This window comes from Streptomyces aureoversilis (genome assembly GCF_042657885.1).
Lineage (GTDB): Bacteria > Actinomycetota > Actinomycetes > Streptomycetales > Streptomycetaceae > Streptomyces > Streptomyces aureoversilis.
In genome coordinates this window covers 50,060-65,389 of the sequence record NZ_JBHSKJ010000004.1, presented here as the reverse complement: position 1 = coordinate 65,389, position 15,330 = coordinate 50,060, and the positions used below count along the sequence as shown (strand labels likewise).

At 68.9% G+C, this 15,330-nt stretch carries 16 protein-coding genes; 6 read left to right on the top strand and 10 right to left on the bottom strand.

The features are described from left to right. Window positions 1-490 precede the first annotated feature (490 nt). From ACFPP6_RS08110 to ACFPP6_RS08095, 4 genes are read left to right on the top strand one after another with little or no spacing between them, the layout of a single operon-like run. A complete protein-coding gene (locus ACFPP6_RS08110; protein ID WP_382038621.1) occupies window positions 491-2,785 on the top strand; it encodes a sensor histidine kinase in 2,295 nt (764 codons plus the stop codon). Further along, window positions 2,782-3,186: a roadblock/LC7 domain-containing protein gene (locus tag ACFPP6_RS08105; protein ID WP_335581722.1), complete on the top strand. Its 405-nt coding sequence runs from the start codon at window positions 2,782-2,784 to the stop codon at window positions 3,184-3,186. The genes ACFPP6_RS08110 and ACFPP6_RS08105 overlap by 4 nt, the downstream gene beginning before the upstream one ends. After that, the gene (locus ACFPP6_RS08100) at window positions 3,186-3,554 is read left to right on the top strand and encodes a DUF742 domain-containing protein (protein ID WP_382038619.1); all 369 of its coding nucleotides are present in this window, start codon (window positions 3,186-3,188) and stop codon (window positions 3,552-3,554) included. The genes ACFPP6_RS08105 and ACFPP6_RS08100 overlap by 1 nt, the downstream gene beginning before the upstream one ends. Beyond that, entirely contained in the window at window positions 3,541-4,134 is a 594-nt protein-coding gene (locus ACFPP6_RS08095) for a GTP-binding protein (protein WP_382038617.1), read from the top strand. The genes ACFPP6_RS08100 and ACFPP6_RS08095 overlap by 14 nt, the downstream gene beginning before the upstream one ends. 265 nt (window positions 4,135-4,399) lie before the next feature. On the opposite strand, the gene ACFPP6_RS08090 is transcribed toward ACFPP6_RS08095, so the two are convergent. The 6 genes from ACFPP6_RS08090 to ACFPP6_RS08065 form a co-directional block, all read right to left on the bottom strand. Further along, on the bottom strand, window positions 4,400-5,020 hold the full coding sequence (locus ACFPP6_RS08090) for a response regulator (RefSeq protein ID WP_382038615.1): 621 nt from the start codon (window positions 5,018-5,020) through the stop codon (window positions 4,400-4,402). A 379-nt stretch (window positions 5,021-5,399) separates the two neighbouring features. Beyond that, window positions 5,400-5,933, bottom strand: coding sequence for an AAA family ATPase (locus tag ACFPP6_RS08085; RefSeq protein WP_382038614.1), 534 nt, complete (start codon window positions 5,931-5,933; stop codon window positions 5,400-5,402). A 2-nt stretch (window positions 5,934-5,935) separates the two neighbouring features. Further along, a complete protein-coding gene (locus ACFPP6_RS08080; RefSeq protein ID WP_382039213.1) occupies window positions 5,936-6,580 on the bottom strand; it encodes an HAD family hydrolase in 645 nt (214 codons plus the stop codon). A gap of 5 nt (window positions 6,581-6,585) precedes the next feature. Continuing rightward, the gene (locus ACFPP6_RS08075) at window positions 6,586-7,092 is read right to left on the bottom strand and encodes a diadenosine tetraphosphate hydrolase (RefSeq protein WP_382038612.1); all 507 of its coding nucleotides are present in this window, start codon (window positions 7,090-7,092) and stop codon (window positions 6,586-6,588) included. Between the two features lie 106 nt (window positions 7,093-7,198). After that, on the bottom strand, window positions 7,199-7,894 hold the full coding sequence (locus tag ACFPP6_RS08070) for a helix-turn-helix domain-containing protein (RefSeq protein WP_382038611.1): 696 nt from the start codon (window positions 7,892-7,894) through the stop codon (window positions 7,199-7,201). 204 nt (window positions 7,895-8,098) lie between these two features. Further along, window positions 8,099-9,142: a winged helix-turn-helix domain-containing protein gene (locus ACFPP6_RS08065; protein ID WP_382038609.1), complete on the bottom strand. Its 1,044-nt coding sequence runs from the start codon at window positions 9,140-9,142 to the stop codon at window positions 8,099-8,101. A gap of 401 nt (window positions 9,143-9,543) precedes the next feature. On the opposite strand from ACFPP6_RS08065, the gene ACFPP6_RS08060 reads away from it, so the two are divergent. Both ACFPP6_RS08060 and ACFPP6_RS08055 read left to right on the top strand, forming a co-directional pair. Beyond that, window positions 9,544-9,918 (top strand): hypothetical protein, encoded by a 375-nt coding sequence (locus tag ACFPP6_RS08060; protein ID WP_382038608.1) that lies wholly within the window; start codon window positions 9,544-9,546, stop codon window positions 9,916-9,918. Window positions 9,919-10,163: 245 nt separating this feature from the next. Next, entirely contained in the window at window positions 10,164-10,292 is a 129-nt protein-coding gene (locus ACFPP6_RS08055; protein ID WP_382038606.1) for a hypothetical protein, read from the top strand. Between the two features lie 345 nt (window positions 10,293-10,637). Here ACFPP6_RS08055 and ACFPP6_RS08050 read toward each other — a convergent pair whose 3' ends face one another. From ACFPP6_RS08050 to ACFPP6_RS08035, 4 genes are all read right to left on the bottom strand, one after another. Next, the gene (locus tag ACFPP6_RS08050) at window positions 10,638-11,417 is read right to left on the bottom strand and encodes a transposase (RefSeq protein ID WP_382038604.1); all 780 of its coding nucleotides are present in this window, start codon (window positions 11,415-11,417) and stop codon (window positions 10,638-10,640) included. A gap of 142 nt (window positions 11,418-11,559) precedes the next feature. After that, a complete protein-coding gene (locus ACFPP6_RS08045; RefSeq protein WP_382038602.1) occupies window positions 11,560-12,174 on the bottom strand; it encodes a hypothetical protein in 615 nt (204 codons plus the stop codon). A 1,459-nt stretch (window positions 12,175-13,633) separates the two neighbouring features. Then, on the bottom strand, window positions 13,634-14,230 hold the full coding sequence (locus ACFPP6_RS08040; RefSeq protein WP_382038600.1) for an SMI1/KNR4 family protein: 597 nt from the start codon (window positions 14,228-14,230) through the stop codon (window positions 13,634-13,636). A 312-nt stretch (window positions 14,231-14,542) separates the two neighbouring features. Next, window positions 14,543-15,061, bottom strand: coding sequence for a hypothetical protein (locus ACFPP6_RS08035; protein ID WP_382038598.1), 519 nt, complete (start codon window positions 15,059-15,061; stop codon window positions 14,543-14,545). Between the last annotated feature and the right edge of the window lie 269 nt (window positions 15,062-15,330).

Genomic DNA, 15,330 nt, shown 5'->3' with positions numbered 1-15,330 from the left:
CGGCTTCGGCGCTGATGTGCTGCTGATCCCAGGTGGAGCAAACCGGCAGGCTGCCGGTCGCGGCGTCCGACCAGGCCCTCGACACGGAGTCGGCCGCGCGTCGGCCTCCGTGGCCGTGTCGGGATGCGGCACGGCCGGCCGAGCGGTTGCCTGAATCGACGCCCCGGCGTGTGAAGATGCACAACGGCAGCGAAGGCGCGGCGCGGCACCGCGCGGCACGAGCGGCTGCGGGGACGGGACGGGCAACGGCCGGCCGCCGCCCGCCTGTCCCGACTTCTCCGGGCACAGCCGACAATCACCGCAGCCGGCGATGAACTGCCCTTGAGCGCCTTTACCATTCCTGCACGTCAACCTCAACTGCTGCTTTTGTGATTGGCTGGTTATGATCGGCATCCACTCCGAAATGGTCGGCTGTGTTTGACGAGGACTGATGACTCCCACAGGATCCGAAGGCCCGGGCGAGCCGGTACGAAGAAGCCGACGACGAGCCGTGCGCCTGCGTACCCTGCTCATCTGGCTCGCAGTGGTGCCCACCCTGGCGATGGGCGTCCAGGTCATCATCAGCTCCGAGCGGTCGGTGCGGGAGGCCCGGCACCTGCGTGAGGACGTGGCGGCCGGGCGGCAGTCCGTCGTACCGCTGTACCAGCTCATGACCAAACTGCAGTCGGAGCGTGCGGTCACCGCCGCTTGGTGGTCGGGCATGCCCGTACCCGGGGCCGACCTGCGTAACCGCCGGGCCGATACCGACCGGGCCGTGACCGCGTTCCTGAAGTCGTCGGACCCCGATCAGGTCCATTCCGACCGGGCGAAGGACCGCCTCCGTGAAGTCGCGCGGGGGTTGGCCGACCTGGGCGCCCAGCGCGAACGGGCCGACGCACGCCACGGGAGCCCGGACGACACCGTCGACTACTACACCGAGCTGATCGGCGGGACGGTCCGTTGCTACGGAGACTTCAGCCACGTCGACGGCGGCGGGCTCCCGCAGGAGACGGCGTCGCTCGTGGCCCTGCTCTCGGCGGCGGAGGCAGTGGCTCGCGAGGATTCCATCCTCGCGCTGTCGGGCCCCTCCGGGAAGCTGACGTCCGCCAGGTTCGGCGAATTCATCCAAACCGCCGGAGCGGCCGACTATTTGTACGACTCGGTCGCCCGTGACCTGCCCCTCGATGACCAGGACGCTCTCCAGCGGATCCTCACCTCCTCCGCCTGGCAGACCAAATCCCGCATCGAGAAGGCCGTCGTCGACGAACACCGGGACGTCTCTTCCGGCGTCGTGCTGCCGCCGGCCATCGGCGACTGGCGGGCAGCCTACGACACCTTCTCCGCCCATTTGAACGCCTTGGGCGAGAGCGAGCTGCAGGAACTGCTCGCCCACGCCGACGACCGGGCGGCCGAGCTGGAGCACCAGGTCGTCGTCCTGGTGGCGGCGAGCAGTGCCGCCCTCCTGCTGGTCGTCTCCGTCGTGGTCTTCACGACGCGTTCGGTCCTGCGCCGTTTGCGGGACCTCCACGACCGCACGGTGACGGTCGCCGAGGAGACGCTGCCGGAGGTCGTGGCCCGTCTCCGGCGCGGAGAGGCCGTCGGCGCAGACGCGCTGCCGCAGCCGGGGGGCGAACAGGACGAGGTCGGACGGATCAGCGATGCTTTCGCCCGCGTCGTCGCCGTGTCCGTGGAGGGGCACCGGGAGCTCGCCGACGAGCGGCAGGGCTTCAGCGTGTTCGCCTCCGGCATCGCCGCACGGACCGGGAACCTGGTCAGCCGGCAGCTCGCCCTCACCGAGCACATCCAGGACACCTTCGGCCAGGACGAGGCGCTCCTCGCCGACCTCATGAGCTCCGATCAGCTCACGGTCGGCATGCGCAGGCAGATCGAGAACCTCCTCATCCTGGCGGATGGCGAGGTCCCCGACCCGCACATGGAGCCCATGCGCATCGCCGATCTGCTGCGCGAGGCGGCCGCCGAAGTCGAGGACTTCCGGCGCATCGACCGGCACGCCATGGACGAGACCAGCCTGGAGGCCGGCGTGATCAGCCAGCTCAGCCACCTCCTGGCGGAGCTGCTGGACAACGCCACCCGCTTCTCCCCGCCGACGACGAGGGTCGCCATCCGGTCCGAACTGGTCGGCGACGGTCTCTGCATCGAGGTCGAGGACCGCGGCCCGCGGGTCACCGCGGAGAGGTACGAGGAGATGAACGCCCGACTGCACTCGGCCCCGCCGTACTCCGTGCTCGCCCGGAACGCCCACCGGCTCGGCCTCTTCGTGGTCGGTCACCTCGCCGACCAGCTCGGGGCGACGGTCACGCTGCGCCGGTCGGCGTTCGGCGGAACCTCCGCCATAGTGATCGTCCCGGGTGAGCACCTCGTGACGACCCCGGAGCGCCATGCGGTGACCGTACCGGTGGAGGAACCCCGGTCCGAACCGCAGGCCGCCGAGGAGCGGCGCCCGAAGCTCGTCCCGCAGCGGCCGTCCGGCGACCCGGTCGGCGAGCCCGCCCCCGGCGCGCCGGGCCTGCCCCGCCGCCTGCGGAAGGAGCAGGCACGGGAGGCCGGGAGCACGGCGCCGGAGGTACCGCCACGGCCCGGTTCCGGGGACACCTCCGGCCGGCCGGCCCTCCCCGAGCGCATCCCGCAGGCCCACTTGGCCCAGCAGCTCCGCGAGCCGCGCGCGGCCGGGCCGGTGGGCGTGGGCCAGGACGCCGCCACCCCCGAAGAGGTGGCCGACGCCTGGGCCGACTACGAAGACAGCACCAGGCAAGTGGAACTCGAGCTCCGACAGGATCAGCCATGACGACGACACAGAACGATGCGATCTACAGCATCCTGGACAACAACCTGAGCAGGATCGCGGGCATCCAGGGAGCCGTACTCCTCTCCAACGACGGGATCAAGCTCAGCGCCTACATGCTGGAGCGGGACCAAGCCGAACGGGTCGCCGCCGCATCCTCCGGTATCGCGTCCACCATGAAGGCCATCTCGCGGGAGATCGACGGCGGCGGAGTGATCCGCCAACTCGTCGAGATGGACGACCGGTACCTGTGCATCGTGGGGTGCGGATCGGGCAGCACCCTGATCGTGGTGGCCTCCCGCAAGGCACGGCTCGGGGAACTGGGCGGCGAGACGGTCCGCGCCGCGCAGGCGCTCGGCGAGTGGCTGGACACCCCGGAGCGTTCACAGGCGCCCACCTCGTAATGGCGGCCGACCCCCAGCCCGGACGGCGCCGCCGGACGCGGCTGTACGCCCTCACCGACGGGCGTACAGCCGCGTCCCGCCACGGCCTGACGATGGACACCATGATCACAGCGGTCCCCGGTGCCGGCCACGGTCACGGCAGTCTGCCCACGGAATGGCAGGAGATCCTCGCCATGTGCCCGTCGCCGAACGGACGGGCGGTCGCCGAGATCGCCGCCCGGATGCGGATGCGCCTGACTCCCATGGTGGTCCTGCTCGGCGAGCTGCTGGAACGCGGCCTGATCCGTCACCGGCCGCCGCTGGACGCCTCCGAGACCTCCAATGTCCACCTGCTCATGAAAATCAGGGACAACCTTGCCCGACTATGACAGCGCCGCCGCGCCGGAAGCGTCCCCCGTCAAGATCCTCGTCGCCGGGGGCTTCGGAGTCGGCAAGACGACTCTGGTCGAGGCCGTCTCCGAGATCGATCCGCTGCGGACCGAGGAGCGGCTGACGTCCGCCGGCGTCGGCGTCGACGACCTCGACGGCATCGAGAGCAAGACGGCGACCACGGTTGCGATGGACTTCGGCCGCATCACCCTCAGCGACGCCGGAGTGGCCCTGTACCTCTTCGGCACACCAGGCCAGGAACGCTTCTGGTTCATGTGGGACGACCTGCTGTACGGAGCGCTCGGGGCCGTCGTCCTGGTCGACACCCGGAGGCTGGACCGCAGCTTCCCCGCCATCGACTTCTTCGAGAACCGCGGACTGCCGTTCATCGTCGGCGCGAACTGCTTCAACGGCGAGCAGCCGTACACCCCCGAGGAGATCAAGGCAGCCCTGCACCTGAGGGACCCGGACACCCCCGTCCTCCTGCTCGACGCCCGCTCCCGGGAGGACGTCCGCAGCTGCTTGCTCTCACTGCTGGACCGGCTCATCGAACAGGCCCGCCTCACCGCGCCCGCCTGACGGCGGACGGTCTGAAGAGTTCGCTCCGTATCCTGGAGTCGGCGGCCGCGCGCAAGGGTACGAAGCACCGGTATGGCGCGGGAGCGGATCCGGTAGCCGGCCGTCGGGGACGGGGCCCGGCCCTGCTCGAGTAGAGGGCCGGCTGCTGGCTCTCGCGCTTGTGCCCCTGAGCTGGGTCGCCCCGCGGACAGCCGGGCAAACCGGAGCTGGTCAGTGACCAGGCAGTGAGCTCCAGGTCAGCGACGCATGCTCAGCAGCGGCTGCCTCAGCGCACAACTGCAGGTGGGTGGCCAGCCGGACCGGTGCGTGGGGATCGGACCTGACCGTGGTCTTCGGGCCGAGGAGGCACCAGGAGCATCACGGCTCTGCTCATTTCCCGGCATACGTCCTCCATTCGCGGCGTGGTCTCGGCGGCGAGGCACTGGTGGTCGCCCCGATTTCGTCCGCTGCGCTGGTCAGGGCCGGGTAGGCATCGTGGAGGCGCGTCGGCCGGTCCTGCGGCAGGTCGATCCACAACTTGCGCCATGAGGGCAGGATCTCGCGTTCGCGTACGGTCAGGGGGCCACGGCTTCCACGGCCCGTCGGCGTGTGAGCAGCCGGTAGACACCTCGGGGTCGATGGCGGTGCCGCTGGCGGCCAGGCGGTGCAGCACGTCGAGGAACTGCTGGACGCGGCCTACCTGTTTCTTCAGCAGGTCTCCGACCCCGGTCGCGCCGGCCGCCAGTACGTCGATGGCGAACGACTGCTCGGTGTGGGCGGACAGGATGAGTACCGCGGGCGGGTGCGTGATCCGCCGGAGGCGGATGGCGGCCCGGATGCCCTCGTCGGTGTGGGTGGGCGGCATGCGGATGTCCACGACGGCGGCGTCATACCGGTGGGCGGCCACCGCCGCCGCGATGTCGCAGCCCTCGGTTGCCAGTAGTGCGGCCAGCCCTTCCCGGATCCGGCATGGGTCTGCCAGGGGACCTCTCCTGCGCCGCTCTCAACTGCTCCACTGTCACCCCGTAGGCCTTCGCCAGAGGCTCGAGGTATGCCTCGGCCGGCGGCGCGATGCCCTTCTCGGTCTTACGGACGGGGCTGGCGCTGGCGGCCTTGGTGATGTGCTTGGTGTCCTTCTGGGAGATGCCTGTGTCGGCTCGGAGATCGGCGACGCGGGGCAGCCCTGGGCGAGGAAAGACGGCATCCAGGGACCAGCCGACGAGTTTCGCCGGCATGGGGAGTTTGTCCGGCGGGGGAGCCTCTCTATAGCTCGGCCTGTCTGCGGTTCACTGGGCAGGTTGCGGATCCGGCCAGGCCTCGGTCATGACGGTGCGAACGGTCTCCTCCAATGTGCTGCCCTGTTTGATCAGCGTCTCGGCCACGCCGTCGAGCAGATCAGCCGGCTGGTACCAGTCCTGCATCGTGCTCTCGCTGAACTCTGAGGCTTCCGGCCGCGTGGCGTGTCGGCGCAGGGTCTCGGCGAAAGTCAGGTCGAAGCAGAAGAACCGGCTCTTCCCGCGGTGGTCGGCGGCCAGCCGGTGGAGGAGTTCGCCCCACCGGGCGGCCGAGAAGATTCCTTCGAGGAACACATGGAACCCCTCGTCCAGGCACTGGCGGGTGATGACGCCGATCAGTCCGGGCGTTGCCCGAACCGGGCCGTGTGCCTCGCACAGGATCTTCCTGCGGACCGTGTCCTGGCTCACGATCGCCAGACCGTTGCCGTAGCGCTCGCGGACCGCACGGGCAGTGGTGGTTTTGCCCGAGCCGGAGTTGCCGCGCAGCACCATCAGCCGGGTGTTCGCTGTCCTCATGAGCCCCATGGTCAGCTCTCCTTCAACAGCAGTTCGATGGCGTCGCGGATGCTGACGACCGTCCGGTGCGGCTGCGGCCCGTCCCCCGGCAGGGGGCGGCCCTTGGAGATCCACACGGCCGACAGCCCGGCCGCCTGCGCCCCTCCCACGTCCGCTGTGAGGGAATCGCCGACCATGACGGCGCGCGGGCTCGGCTCGGCGCCGAGCGCTGCGAGGGCATGGTGGAAGATCCGCGGGTCCGGCTTGCGTACGCCGATGCTCTCGGAGATCACGACGGTGTCCACCAGGTCGTACAGGCCTGCCCGGCGGAGCTTGGCCGTCTGGTTGTCGGCCATCCCGTTGGTGACGACAGCGAGCCGCCACCCGGCCACGCGCAGCGTTTCGAGCGCCGTACGCACTTCGAAGTCGGGCTGAACGAGCTCCGGCATGCGGCGCCGGTACTGGGCATGCAGCTCGTCGACAGTCCCGGGCACGTCAAAGGTGCCCTTCACCAGTTCGAAGAAGGCGACCCTGCGGGAGGAGTACGCGGGGTCTGTCTCCAGCAGCCAGCCGAGCGGCACCCCGTGTTTCCTGGAGAACTCCGCCGCCCACCTCCTGTACGTGCCGGCACGGTCCACGAGGCTGTCGTCAAGGTCGAACAGGCCCACCTGCGTCATGTCGGTCACTGGCGCCCTTCGCTCCTCGTACCCGCCAGGCGGTCGAGTTCCGTCCCGATGGCGCACCGCAGGGCCTGGTGCTGCGGGCCCAGGGCATGCTGCCGGCCCGTCCAGCGCTCGTGCGGGTGTAGCCACACGGGTCGGTGGATGAGGTCGGCGGGCTCCCAGTCGTACCGCGGCCAGATGTGGGCGTGCAGGTAAGGGTCTGCGTTGCCGAGAATTTCCAGGTTCACCCGGCGGAAGGCCGCATCGGCGCTGCGGCAGGCAAGTTCCACGGCTTCTCCGAGGCAGTCCATACTCTCCAAGAATGCCCGTCGGCGCGCCCTCGGAAGGTCGGTGAGGCGCTGCACACCAGGGTCGTCGACGAGGAGGATGGAGTAGCCGGGGAGGAACTGCGTGTCCCCGATCACTGCGAAGCCGGCCTCCAGGCGCCGTAGCACCGTGGGGTTTTCACCGCGCAGCGCACTGCCGATCCGGTCGCTGCGCCAGCCGGTGGTCTCCGCTGTGGTCAACGTGGTCTCCTTCGTGGGTGTCACGGCTTGAGGGCCAAATCCTGGCGCAGCCGTACAGTGAGGGCTGCTGTTTCCTCCGGCGGCGTGTTGACCACGTTGTGTTCGGTCATGAGGGCATGGAACTGCTGCTTCTCGTACGGGACGTCCGGCGGGAGCCCTGCAATCGCCAGTTGAGATGGGCGTTGCCCTGCTGACTGCCGAGCGAGTAGATGTAAGTCCGCTCCGGTCCGCAGGCCTGTTCCATGGTGAGGGCCACGCGGCGGACGAACAGCATCAGCCGCACGTACGCGGGCTCGTCCAGGTCCCGGACCACATGCTCGACGTGCTGCTTCGGAGCGACGAGGACCTTACCGGGAAGGGGCGGCCACCGGTCGAGGAAGGCCACGTCCCTCGAGTCCGGATCCTGCGAGCGGGTCCAGGACCGGGTGTGTCGCCAGCGCACACCTTCATCAAGGAGGATGCGCCTGACCTGGGAACGGCCGATCTCGATCCCGTCTTGTCGGGCCACCTGGGCGAGTGTGTCCAGTGTCCACAGCGGCGGCCCTGACTCATCGGCGGCCTCAAGCTCACCGTCCGGCTGTACTTCCAGTCGGCCCGGCGGCGCTGAGCTGGCCAGGGCGATGATGTGTGAGAGTTCTACCTGGGTGATCCTGGGTTTGCGTCCCTGGCCTCCGAGGTCTTCCAGCCCTTCGTGCCCGGCCTGGTTGAAGCGGTGCAGCCAGCGGCGCACGGTCTTCTCGCTGCAGCACAGTTCGTAGGCGATCACCGGTACGGTCTCCCCGTCCCAGCTCAGCTCGACCATCCGCGCTCGCATCGTCAGGTCCCGCGGAGCCTTCCTCGCTCTTGCCAGTCGCAGGACCGCCCCCCCGCTCGCCTGGCCTGCTGTCCTGCCGTGCCCGTAAGACCATCGCCCGGCACCCCACCCCGAGACCGACCTGCCACCAGGACATGTACCCATCGAAAGAGGAATCGAGCACTAGCTCATCTGAGATGTGACGTGTGGCGTTCAGGAGCTGGCTGGAGCGGAACCGTTGGTGTTCAGCAGGGTGAGGCCGAGGTGAGTCAGCGTGTGAAGGGCGGCTTTCCGTTCTCGGGTGAGTGTGGTCAGCCCGGCGCTGCGCAGGGTGGTGGCGTGCTCGCTGGCGCTGGCCGGCGATATGCCTGCCCGCTGCGCGAGTTGAGTAGTAGTGCACGCGGGATGGTCGGCTATCACGCACAGTACGATTGCCCGGGTACGGCCGAGGAGCGCGGACAGAGCCGGCGGTACCGGGGCATCGACCGGGCGTGCATCCGTGGAAGGAGCCCATAGGGCAGCCGCGTCGACCGGGTTGTTCAGAGCCGGATACACCATGACGACCGTGTCGGCCTGGGAGCCGGCGAACAGCTGTGGAACCGGCCCGCAGAATACCGACGGAGCCAGAAGGAACGGACGGCCCGCCAAGTGGAAGTCGGCCTCCGGGTGGACCAGGGGCCGATAGCCCGGGATCTCCAGCACGGGGGGCTGCCACAAGGCCATCGGGCGCAGGCCGTCCAGCAGTGCCCCCACCCCGCCCCGCACCATGAGCCGCCCACGCCGGGCCACCTCCCCCTCCAGATGCCGGTCGATACGTCCCCAGTACGGGTCAACTGCCGCACGGTGGCAGCCCTGTAGCGCGACGGCCATCCTTCGCACCGCCCGCGGGTCGGCATCCGTCGCTTCGGCCAGCCACGGTGCCCACCGCGTACGCGTGCGCGGAAGTACGGAGAACTCCGCGCGCAGCCGCCGGTCCGACGCACTGATCAGTCGCTCTATCCCCTCGTCCATACAGCCTGCTGTGCCCACGAGAGTGAACAGATCGACGAGCCCACCGGTAGGAGAGCTGAGGAACCGCGCCGTTTCCCTCCTGTCGGCACTGATCCGCGGACCGGTACGCGCACGCCACCCATCGAACAGCGCCGCACGGTCACGCTGCTGCACAGTCCGCAGACTCAGCTGCGTCTCTGCCAGCGGCCCCAACACCATGACCTGTACCTGTGCCAGGTCCTCGACAGTGAAGTGAACCCGTAGCACAACATCCCCCTCGCCCTCGGATGATCCTTCCCATCGCTGACGTTTCGGGATAGGCCGAAACGAGTCGAATTCCGCACCGGGCTGGGCGCAGGGTGTACCTGCTCGGTCACGCGGGCGACCGTCACGAGGTAAGGAAGTGCGGGGGACTACGGCAGCTGGGCGACCACAGCAGCCGCTGCTGTGGCGTATGACTTCGGCCCGGCGGTCAAGCAAAGCATGCTCGACAAGGCCCGATCCCTGCCGCGGAAAGCAGCACAACCTACCGGGTGCCTACGGCAAGCGTCGGCGAACTCCGCACACCTGTGCGCGAACGGTCAGCATTCCCATCGGAGGGGCATATGCGGAAGAAGATCTTACGGACTCTGGCGAGCATCGCGCCCGCGACGGCGTTGGTCACGGCCATGACGGCAACGCCAGCCCACGCCGGCGAGAGCGGCGTCACCGGTGGCGGGTACTTCACCGCCTGCGTCCCCCTCGCCTGCGCCAGCCTGAACTACTACTACGAGCCCTCAGACGCCCTGCCGCGCTCCTACGACGCCTACATGACCCACATCGTCCTCACAGACAAGGTGGACGGCGACGGTATCTGGCCCCAACTGCAGATCAAATACAAGAACGACAACAGCAGCAAGTGGCGCACCGTCTATGTGCACGGCCACGACAACGGTGAAGCAGTCCTGCAGGACAACGAGTCTCTCTTCATGGTGAAGGACGTGTACTTCCGCGTCTGCAGTCAGCAGAACGGCATCTGCAAGCAGTTGGCCAAGGCCAACTGACCCGACCCGTCGTCCGGCGGGGCCTGCCATCAGTTCCCCGCCGGACTCAACGAGTAGGACTTCGCGTCTCTGTGGGGGCTCACCGGCAGCAGCCTGAGTCCTGAGTGTGTGTTTGCGGTGTTGGTGTGGTCGCCTCGCCTGTAGTTGCGCGCGGTGCTCTCGACCTCGTCGTTCGGAGACTGTGACTACAACGCGCACCACTGGCCCAGATCACTGGGCGCCCCTGTCTGGTGGACCTCACGTCCATGGCGATCACCGTCACCAACCTGATCGCAAGTAACGACCTCTCCTCGGCACGGTCGCTCTACCTCGACCAGAAGGCACTGGCCGCGCTCTCCCACACCGGCAGCGCTCAGTTGGCACTTCAGCGGTGACGGTCACCGCGAACTGAAGGCGAGGTTCACCGGCGACAGGATTCCCTCCCCCGCCGGCGACCTGCAGTGCGTCATCCGCACGGCACCACGTGGAGCGCGCCGGCCACCCTGCCCTTCCAGGGCCTGAGTCGGGCCTGTTCTAGGGGCCCATACTCCGACTCCGATGAAATTTCCTCCCCCGGATCACAGTGGCCGGATCGAGTCGGGAAGGATGAGGGTCGTGAACATCGAGGAGGCTGTCGCAGGGATCGGGACTGCTCAGGACGAGCCAGGTCTGCCTATGGCATGGTGGTCACCCATGTCCCGGTTCGTGTTCTCCCTAAAGCTTGTCTCGTGACGCCGCGCTCAGTGGCTGAGGGCGAGGTTGTGCATGTGGGCGACGCCGCTGGTAGCCCAGAAGACGCCGTCGCCCTTGAGGCGGCAGTCGCGAAGGATCTTCCAGTTCTTCATGCGGGCGAAGGCGTGCTCGACGCGGGCACGGACCCGTCGGTGGGAGGTGTTGTGCTGTTCCTTCCAGTCGGGCAGCCGGTCCTGTCCGGCCTGGCGGCGGTGGGGCATGAGGGTGCCGGTGCCCTGGTAGCCGCCGTCTGCGAGGACGGTTGCGGTGCCGCATGCGTCCTTGATACCGGACTCGGCGAAGGCGGTGCAGTCGTTGCGGTTGCCGGGCAGGGGCCGGCCGACGGCCAGTACTACTCGGGTGTCCGCCTTGATCAGGACCTGTAGGTTCGCCGAGTAGCGGTAATTCTTCGACGAGGCCGACACCCTCCGGTCTCTTGTGGGCACCAGTGTGCCGTCCACGATGAGGATGTGGTGCCGTCCGGGCTTGCGCTTGCCCGGGGCCAGGGCCAGCAGTGGCCCGTGCCGGCTGATGGTGCGGCCGACAGCGGCCGGGGAGATCCCGAAGAGCGGGGCGAGCTGGCGCATGGTGAGGTTCGTGCGGCAGTACATCGCCACGAGCAGGACCCGGTCCTCCAGCGTCAGCGCCCACGGGCGGCCCGGCCGGTCAGGGTCCAGGGTCCGGCCCCCGTTGCGGCAGACAGCCCGCACCAGACGCTGGAACTGGCGCGGGCGAAGCCCGGTGAACACCTCTATGAGCTCATGGCGTTGAGCGGTAACGACCTGCACGACCAGCTCAACGCCGCACCCGATCTGGAGTTACGAGACAGGCTTTAGCGCGTCCGTTCCGACGAGTCGGGGGGCCGGGGCCGGGGGGTGAGGGCCGCACCGTTATGCGCTCACCTGGTGAGCGGGCCTGCGGGCAGGCCGGTCAGCTCTCGACCGGCCACTCCAGCGGCTTCTTGGTGAAGCCCCGGGTCAGTTCCACCGCGGCGGCCTTCTGGCCCTCCGGGATGAGGAAGGCGGTGCAGATGTTCTCCGACTGGCCGGGGCCGAGCTGCTTGCTGCTCTGCGGCGCCGGGCAGTTCGGCCACTTCGCCTCGCCCATCAGGACGATGAGGGCCCGGGTGCGCTGGCCGCCGTTCGTCTTGATGACCAGGTCGTTGTCCATCTCGCCGAGCCCCATGGGCGTGCCGCTCTTGTGCGTGAGCGTCGACCAGACGTAGACGGGAATCTTGGGCCCGTCCTTGTCGTCCTTCTTCAGGCCGGAGTTGTCCATGTCGGCCCGGGTACCCATCTGTACCTTGGTCGGGGTGACCGTGTACTTGGCATCCGAGGACTTCTGCATGCTGCTTTCCTGCTCGGGGCTCGTCTCACCCAGGCGGTAGGTCGTCTTCTCGTCCGACTTGCCCGCACCGGAATTCGACGAGTGGGAGCCGGAGCTGCCCCGGCGCTTGCCCGAGCCCGAGTCGCTGCAGCCGGTCAGCACCATGGCCAGAGCCAGGGCGCCCACGGCTGCCGGCACGGCGCGAGTCCACGTACGCATGTTGTCTCACTTTCCCCGTTCAACGTTCCTGCAGTGACGGAGGCGAACGCCTGCATCACCCGGAACGGCGGCAGGAGCGCGGTGGCAAGGACCGCGACAGTGCGACCCACACATACAGCATCTGTGACACGGCAACGGCGGTACGGGGCGAGGCGTCGGCTCACGACATCGACGGCGCGACCCTACAGCAGCGACGGAGGGGCCCCGAAATCCCGCCGCACAACTCGGCGTTCTCCGCCAGATACCGGACTTCGGGGCCGGCGGTGCGATCGGGATTCCGGGAAGCGCGGGCCGGTGGCACCGTCCCTTTCCCATCCGGTCCGGGAGGTCGGCGTCCGGGCAGCCGGATCCGGGCGGTCAGACCGGGAAGGCCCCCGCCTGGCTGACTTCCGCGTCCGGGCCGCACCAGACGATGGAGACGCCACCGGAACGGGCGCGGTGGCCCAAGCGCAAGTACAGGGAGCCGTCCGGCCGATGGCAGACGGCGTAGGCGGTGAAGGAACTGCCGTAACAAGTGATCGACGCGCCGTGCCCCCTGGTGCCCCTCTCGTACTGCCAGGCGTCGCAGGAGAACGCGGACCCCGCGGTGCTGGATGAAGCCCTCACCGTGCTTTCGGATGCCGAAGCCCAGGCGGGCGCGGCGACACTCACCACGCCTCCGCCCGCGAGCGCGAGGGATAGGCTGACGGCCGCGACACGACAGCGGGTACTCATGTTGCCCCCTTGCTGATGTGTGTTCGGATCGATGCGCGGGGTGACGCTACCCGCGGACACGAACACCCGGTAGGCCGGGAGCGGACTTGGCCGGGAACCGGCCGTTCCGCGATCGCAGTCAGGTCAGGGCTCAGGGCTCAGGGCCTTGCGGGCGGCTCGTCGGCCGACCGTATGGGGACGGACACCCGCGTGAGGTGACAGCAGAAGTCCTCTGGGTCGCCCCGACCATCGCGTAGATGCTTGCCGCAGGGGGGCTGGTTCCTCGAGGGCGTCGGCGAAAGGTTGTCCTGTCTTACAGGGTCGGCGTGGACCCCCACCGACAAAGAATCTCGGCACTCGACTTGTGATCTGCACCCCTTCAGGTCGGGCGGCATGCGGCATGTCCGGCGAGGGGCACCGCCCTCCCCACGCCACAGGCCCCAGTTCACCTTCGACCGTGCTCCGGACGATCCGGGGACGGCCCCAGAGGGCCAGGAGTTCGTTGGCGACGGCCACGTCGCGGAGGTCATCCTGATCGCCGTCCGCGGCGTCGGCGGCTGCCAACAGCGTGCGGGGGACGGTTCCGGCATCCAGGAGAACGCGCCAGGAGGACGCGCCAATCCTGCGGGGCGAGCTCAAGGAACTCCAGTCCTGTGAGCCGGGCGATTTCCCGAGGGTCGGCGACTGTGCCGGGGCGGCGATGACGGTGCACAGGAGGGGCAGCAAAGGGCAGGGGCGAGGCTGTACGGCGCGCCGTCGGTCCCCGTCAGTGACAGAACTTCCAGGTCGGGGTGGGCGGCGGCCTCGACGGTCGGCACGCCTCCGTTGCCGACGCCCGCCACGACCGGCAGCCGGTCCCCGCGAGGGATACGGCGTTCCCGGGGGGCAGGTCGACCGCCAGCCCGTCCCCGCCGTTGCCGCCGAAGACGATCCAGCCGGGTGAGCCGGCCAAACCCTGCACTGCAGCGTCCGGCGGGGGGTGATGACTGCTTTCGTCGCCGGGAACGCCCAGCGGGAGTGACGGGCGGCCCCGTTCGACGCTGTGCAGGTACTCCAAGGAGGACAGCTCGCAGCCGATCGCCCGGGTGACGCGGTGCGCCGCCTTGTAGTCGTCAGCCCAGTCCTCCCACTGGGCCCGCGTCACGCGGTAGAGCAGCTTGAGCTCGTCGGGCAGCGTGACGCCGAGGCGCGCCTCGGCGGCGGCGACCTCCTCGTCCGTCGCGCCGATGGAGTCGGGCAACCGCCCGCGCAGCGTCCGCTCAAGCAACTCCAGGTCCGCCGACGGGGCCGGCGCCGCCTCGGGCGTCGGATCGGGGAGGCGGCGCCAGGGCTCGGGAACGGAGCCCTCGACCAGGACGAGCACTCCCAGGCGCGAGGAGGCGATGGCGGTTCCAATGCCGGGCTGGACGAGATCGATGTGAGCGTCGCCCGATGTGCCCCGTAACGCGGATGGAACGGACGGCCTGCATGCCGGGACGGCTGTCCAACAGGAGCCGCAGCAGGGGTTCCCAGGTCGCGAAGTCGCGCACCGACGGCACAGAGGAGCTCAGATCAACCATGCGCAGACGTACGCGACACTACTGACACTTCGACCTCATGACGGCGGGCGCCGGCACCAACGAGGGTGCCCGGCGCCGGCCTCCGCCGCCGAGTCGTTCACCGGCTGCCGACTGGTCTACGGCACGGTCTCGGCTCCCGACCACACGTGGCCCTCGCGCCATTGGGACCCGTCCCAGACCATGACGTGGGCCTGCGCTCCGTAGCTACCGGGTCCGCAGGACGCCGATCCGCCGTAGTCGAAAACGATCGAAGGGCCGTAGGGGCTGCCCAGGTCACCACCCGTCTGGCCGGTGGGGCCGAACTTCCAGTCGGAACTCCGGCACAGCTGCCATTCGGACCCGTTCCAGCGGAACACATGGACCTGTACGCCGGCCTGGCTGGCCGGCTTGGTGAGCCCGGCACCACAGCCCTGGGTCAGCGCGTAGGCGTTCCCGTACGCGAGATTGCCGGAGAACACGTTCGGCCGGGCGTGGTCGATGCCCGCGTCGCCCTGGACGCACAAGCCCGGGCCGTTGTACAAGGTGACTCCCCGGGCCCAGGTGTAGGCGTGCGCCGACTGCGTCCAGACGGCCGCAAACAGCAGCGCGAAGACCGCGCACAACATGGCTCTCAGCAACGAGCGAATCTTCGTCATGATCTCTCCGTTCCTCGCTTGAACCGAGGTCCGGATCCGGCCATTCCCAGCGTTTCACCACGCTTCGACTCGTGCAAACGGGCCGGAACAGCGGCTGAATGCCCGGCCGCCGGTTCATGGGCGATCAGGGAAGAAGGAGACCGTGGCGCCGAGGAACTCCGGCACGGCGACCCCCACTTCGGGGATCGTCACCCCCGTACAGCGTCGGCAGGAACCAGTGCCGCAGGACGGACCGGGTTCGGTCGAAGCCGAAGCCGAAGCCGAAGGTC

Excerpts from the sequence above, each read along its gene's own strand:
- ACFPP6_RS08100 (WP_382038619.1), top strand. The coding sequence starts at position 3,186 with ATGGCGGCCGACCCCCAGCCCGGACGGCGCCGCCGGACGCGGCTGTAC.
- ACFPP6_RS08055 (WP_382038606.1), top strand. The coding sequence starts at position 10,164 with ATGGCGATCACCGTCACCAACCTGATCGCAAGTAACGACCTCTCCTCG.
- ACFPP6_RS08035 (WP_382038598.1), bottom strand. The coding sequence starts at position 15,061 with ATGACGAAGATTCGCTCGTTGCTGAGAGCCATGTTGTGCGCGGTCTTC.
- ACFPP6_RS08045 (WP_382038602.1), bottom strand. The coding sequence starts at position 12,174 with ATGCGTACGTGGACTCGCGCCGTGCCGGCAGCCGTGGGCGCCCTGGCT.
- ACFPP6_RS08060 (WP_382038608.1), top strand. The coding sequence starts at position 9,544 with ATGACGGCAACGCCAGCCCACGCCGGCGAGAGCGGCGTCACCGGTGGC.
- ACFPP6_RS08105 (WP_335581722.1), top strand. The coding sequence starts at position 2,782 with ATGACGACGACACAGAACGATGCGATCTACAGCATCCTGGACAACAAC.
- ACFPP6_RS08085 (WP_382038614.1), bottom strand. The coding sequence starts at position 5,933 with ATGGGGCTCATGAGGACAGCGAACACCCGGCTGATGGTGCTGCGCGGC.
- ACFPP6_RS08080 (WP_382039213.1), bottom strand. The coding sequence starts at position 6,580 with ATGACGCAGGTGGGCCTGTTCGACCTTGACGACAGCCTCGTGGACCGT.
- ACFPP6_RS08070 (WP_382038611.1), bottom strand. The coding sequence starts at position 7,894 with ATGGTCGAGCTGAGCTGGGACGGGGAGACCGTACCGGTGATCGCCTAC.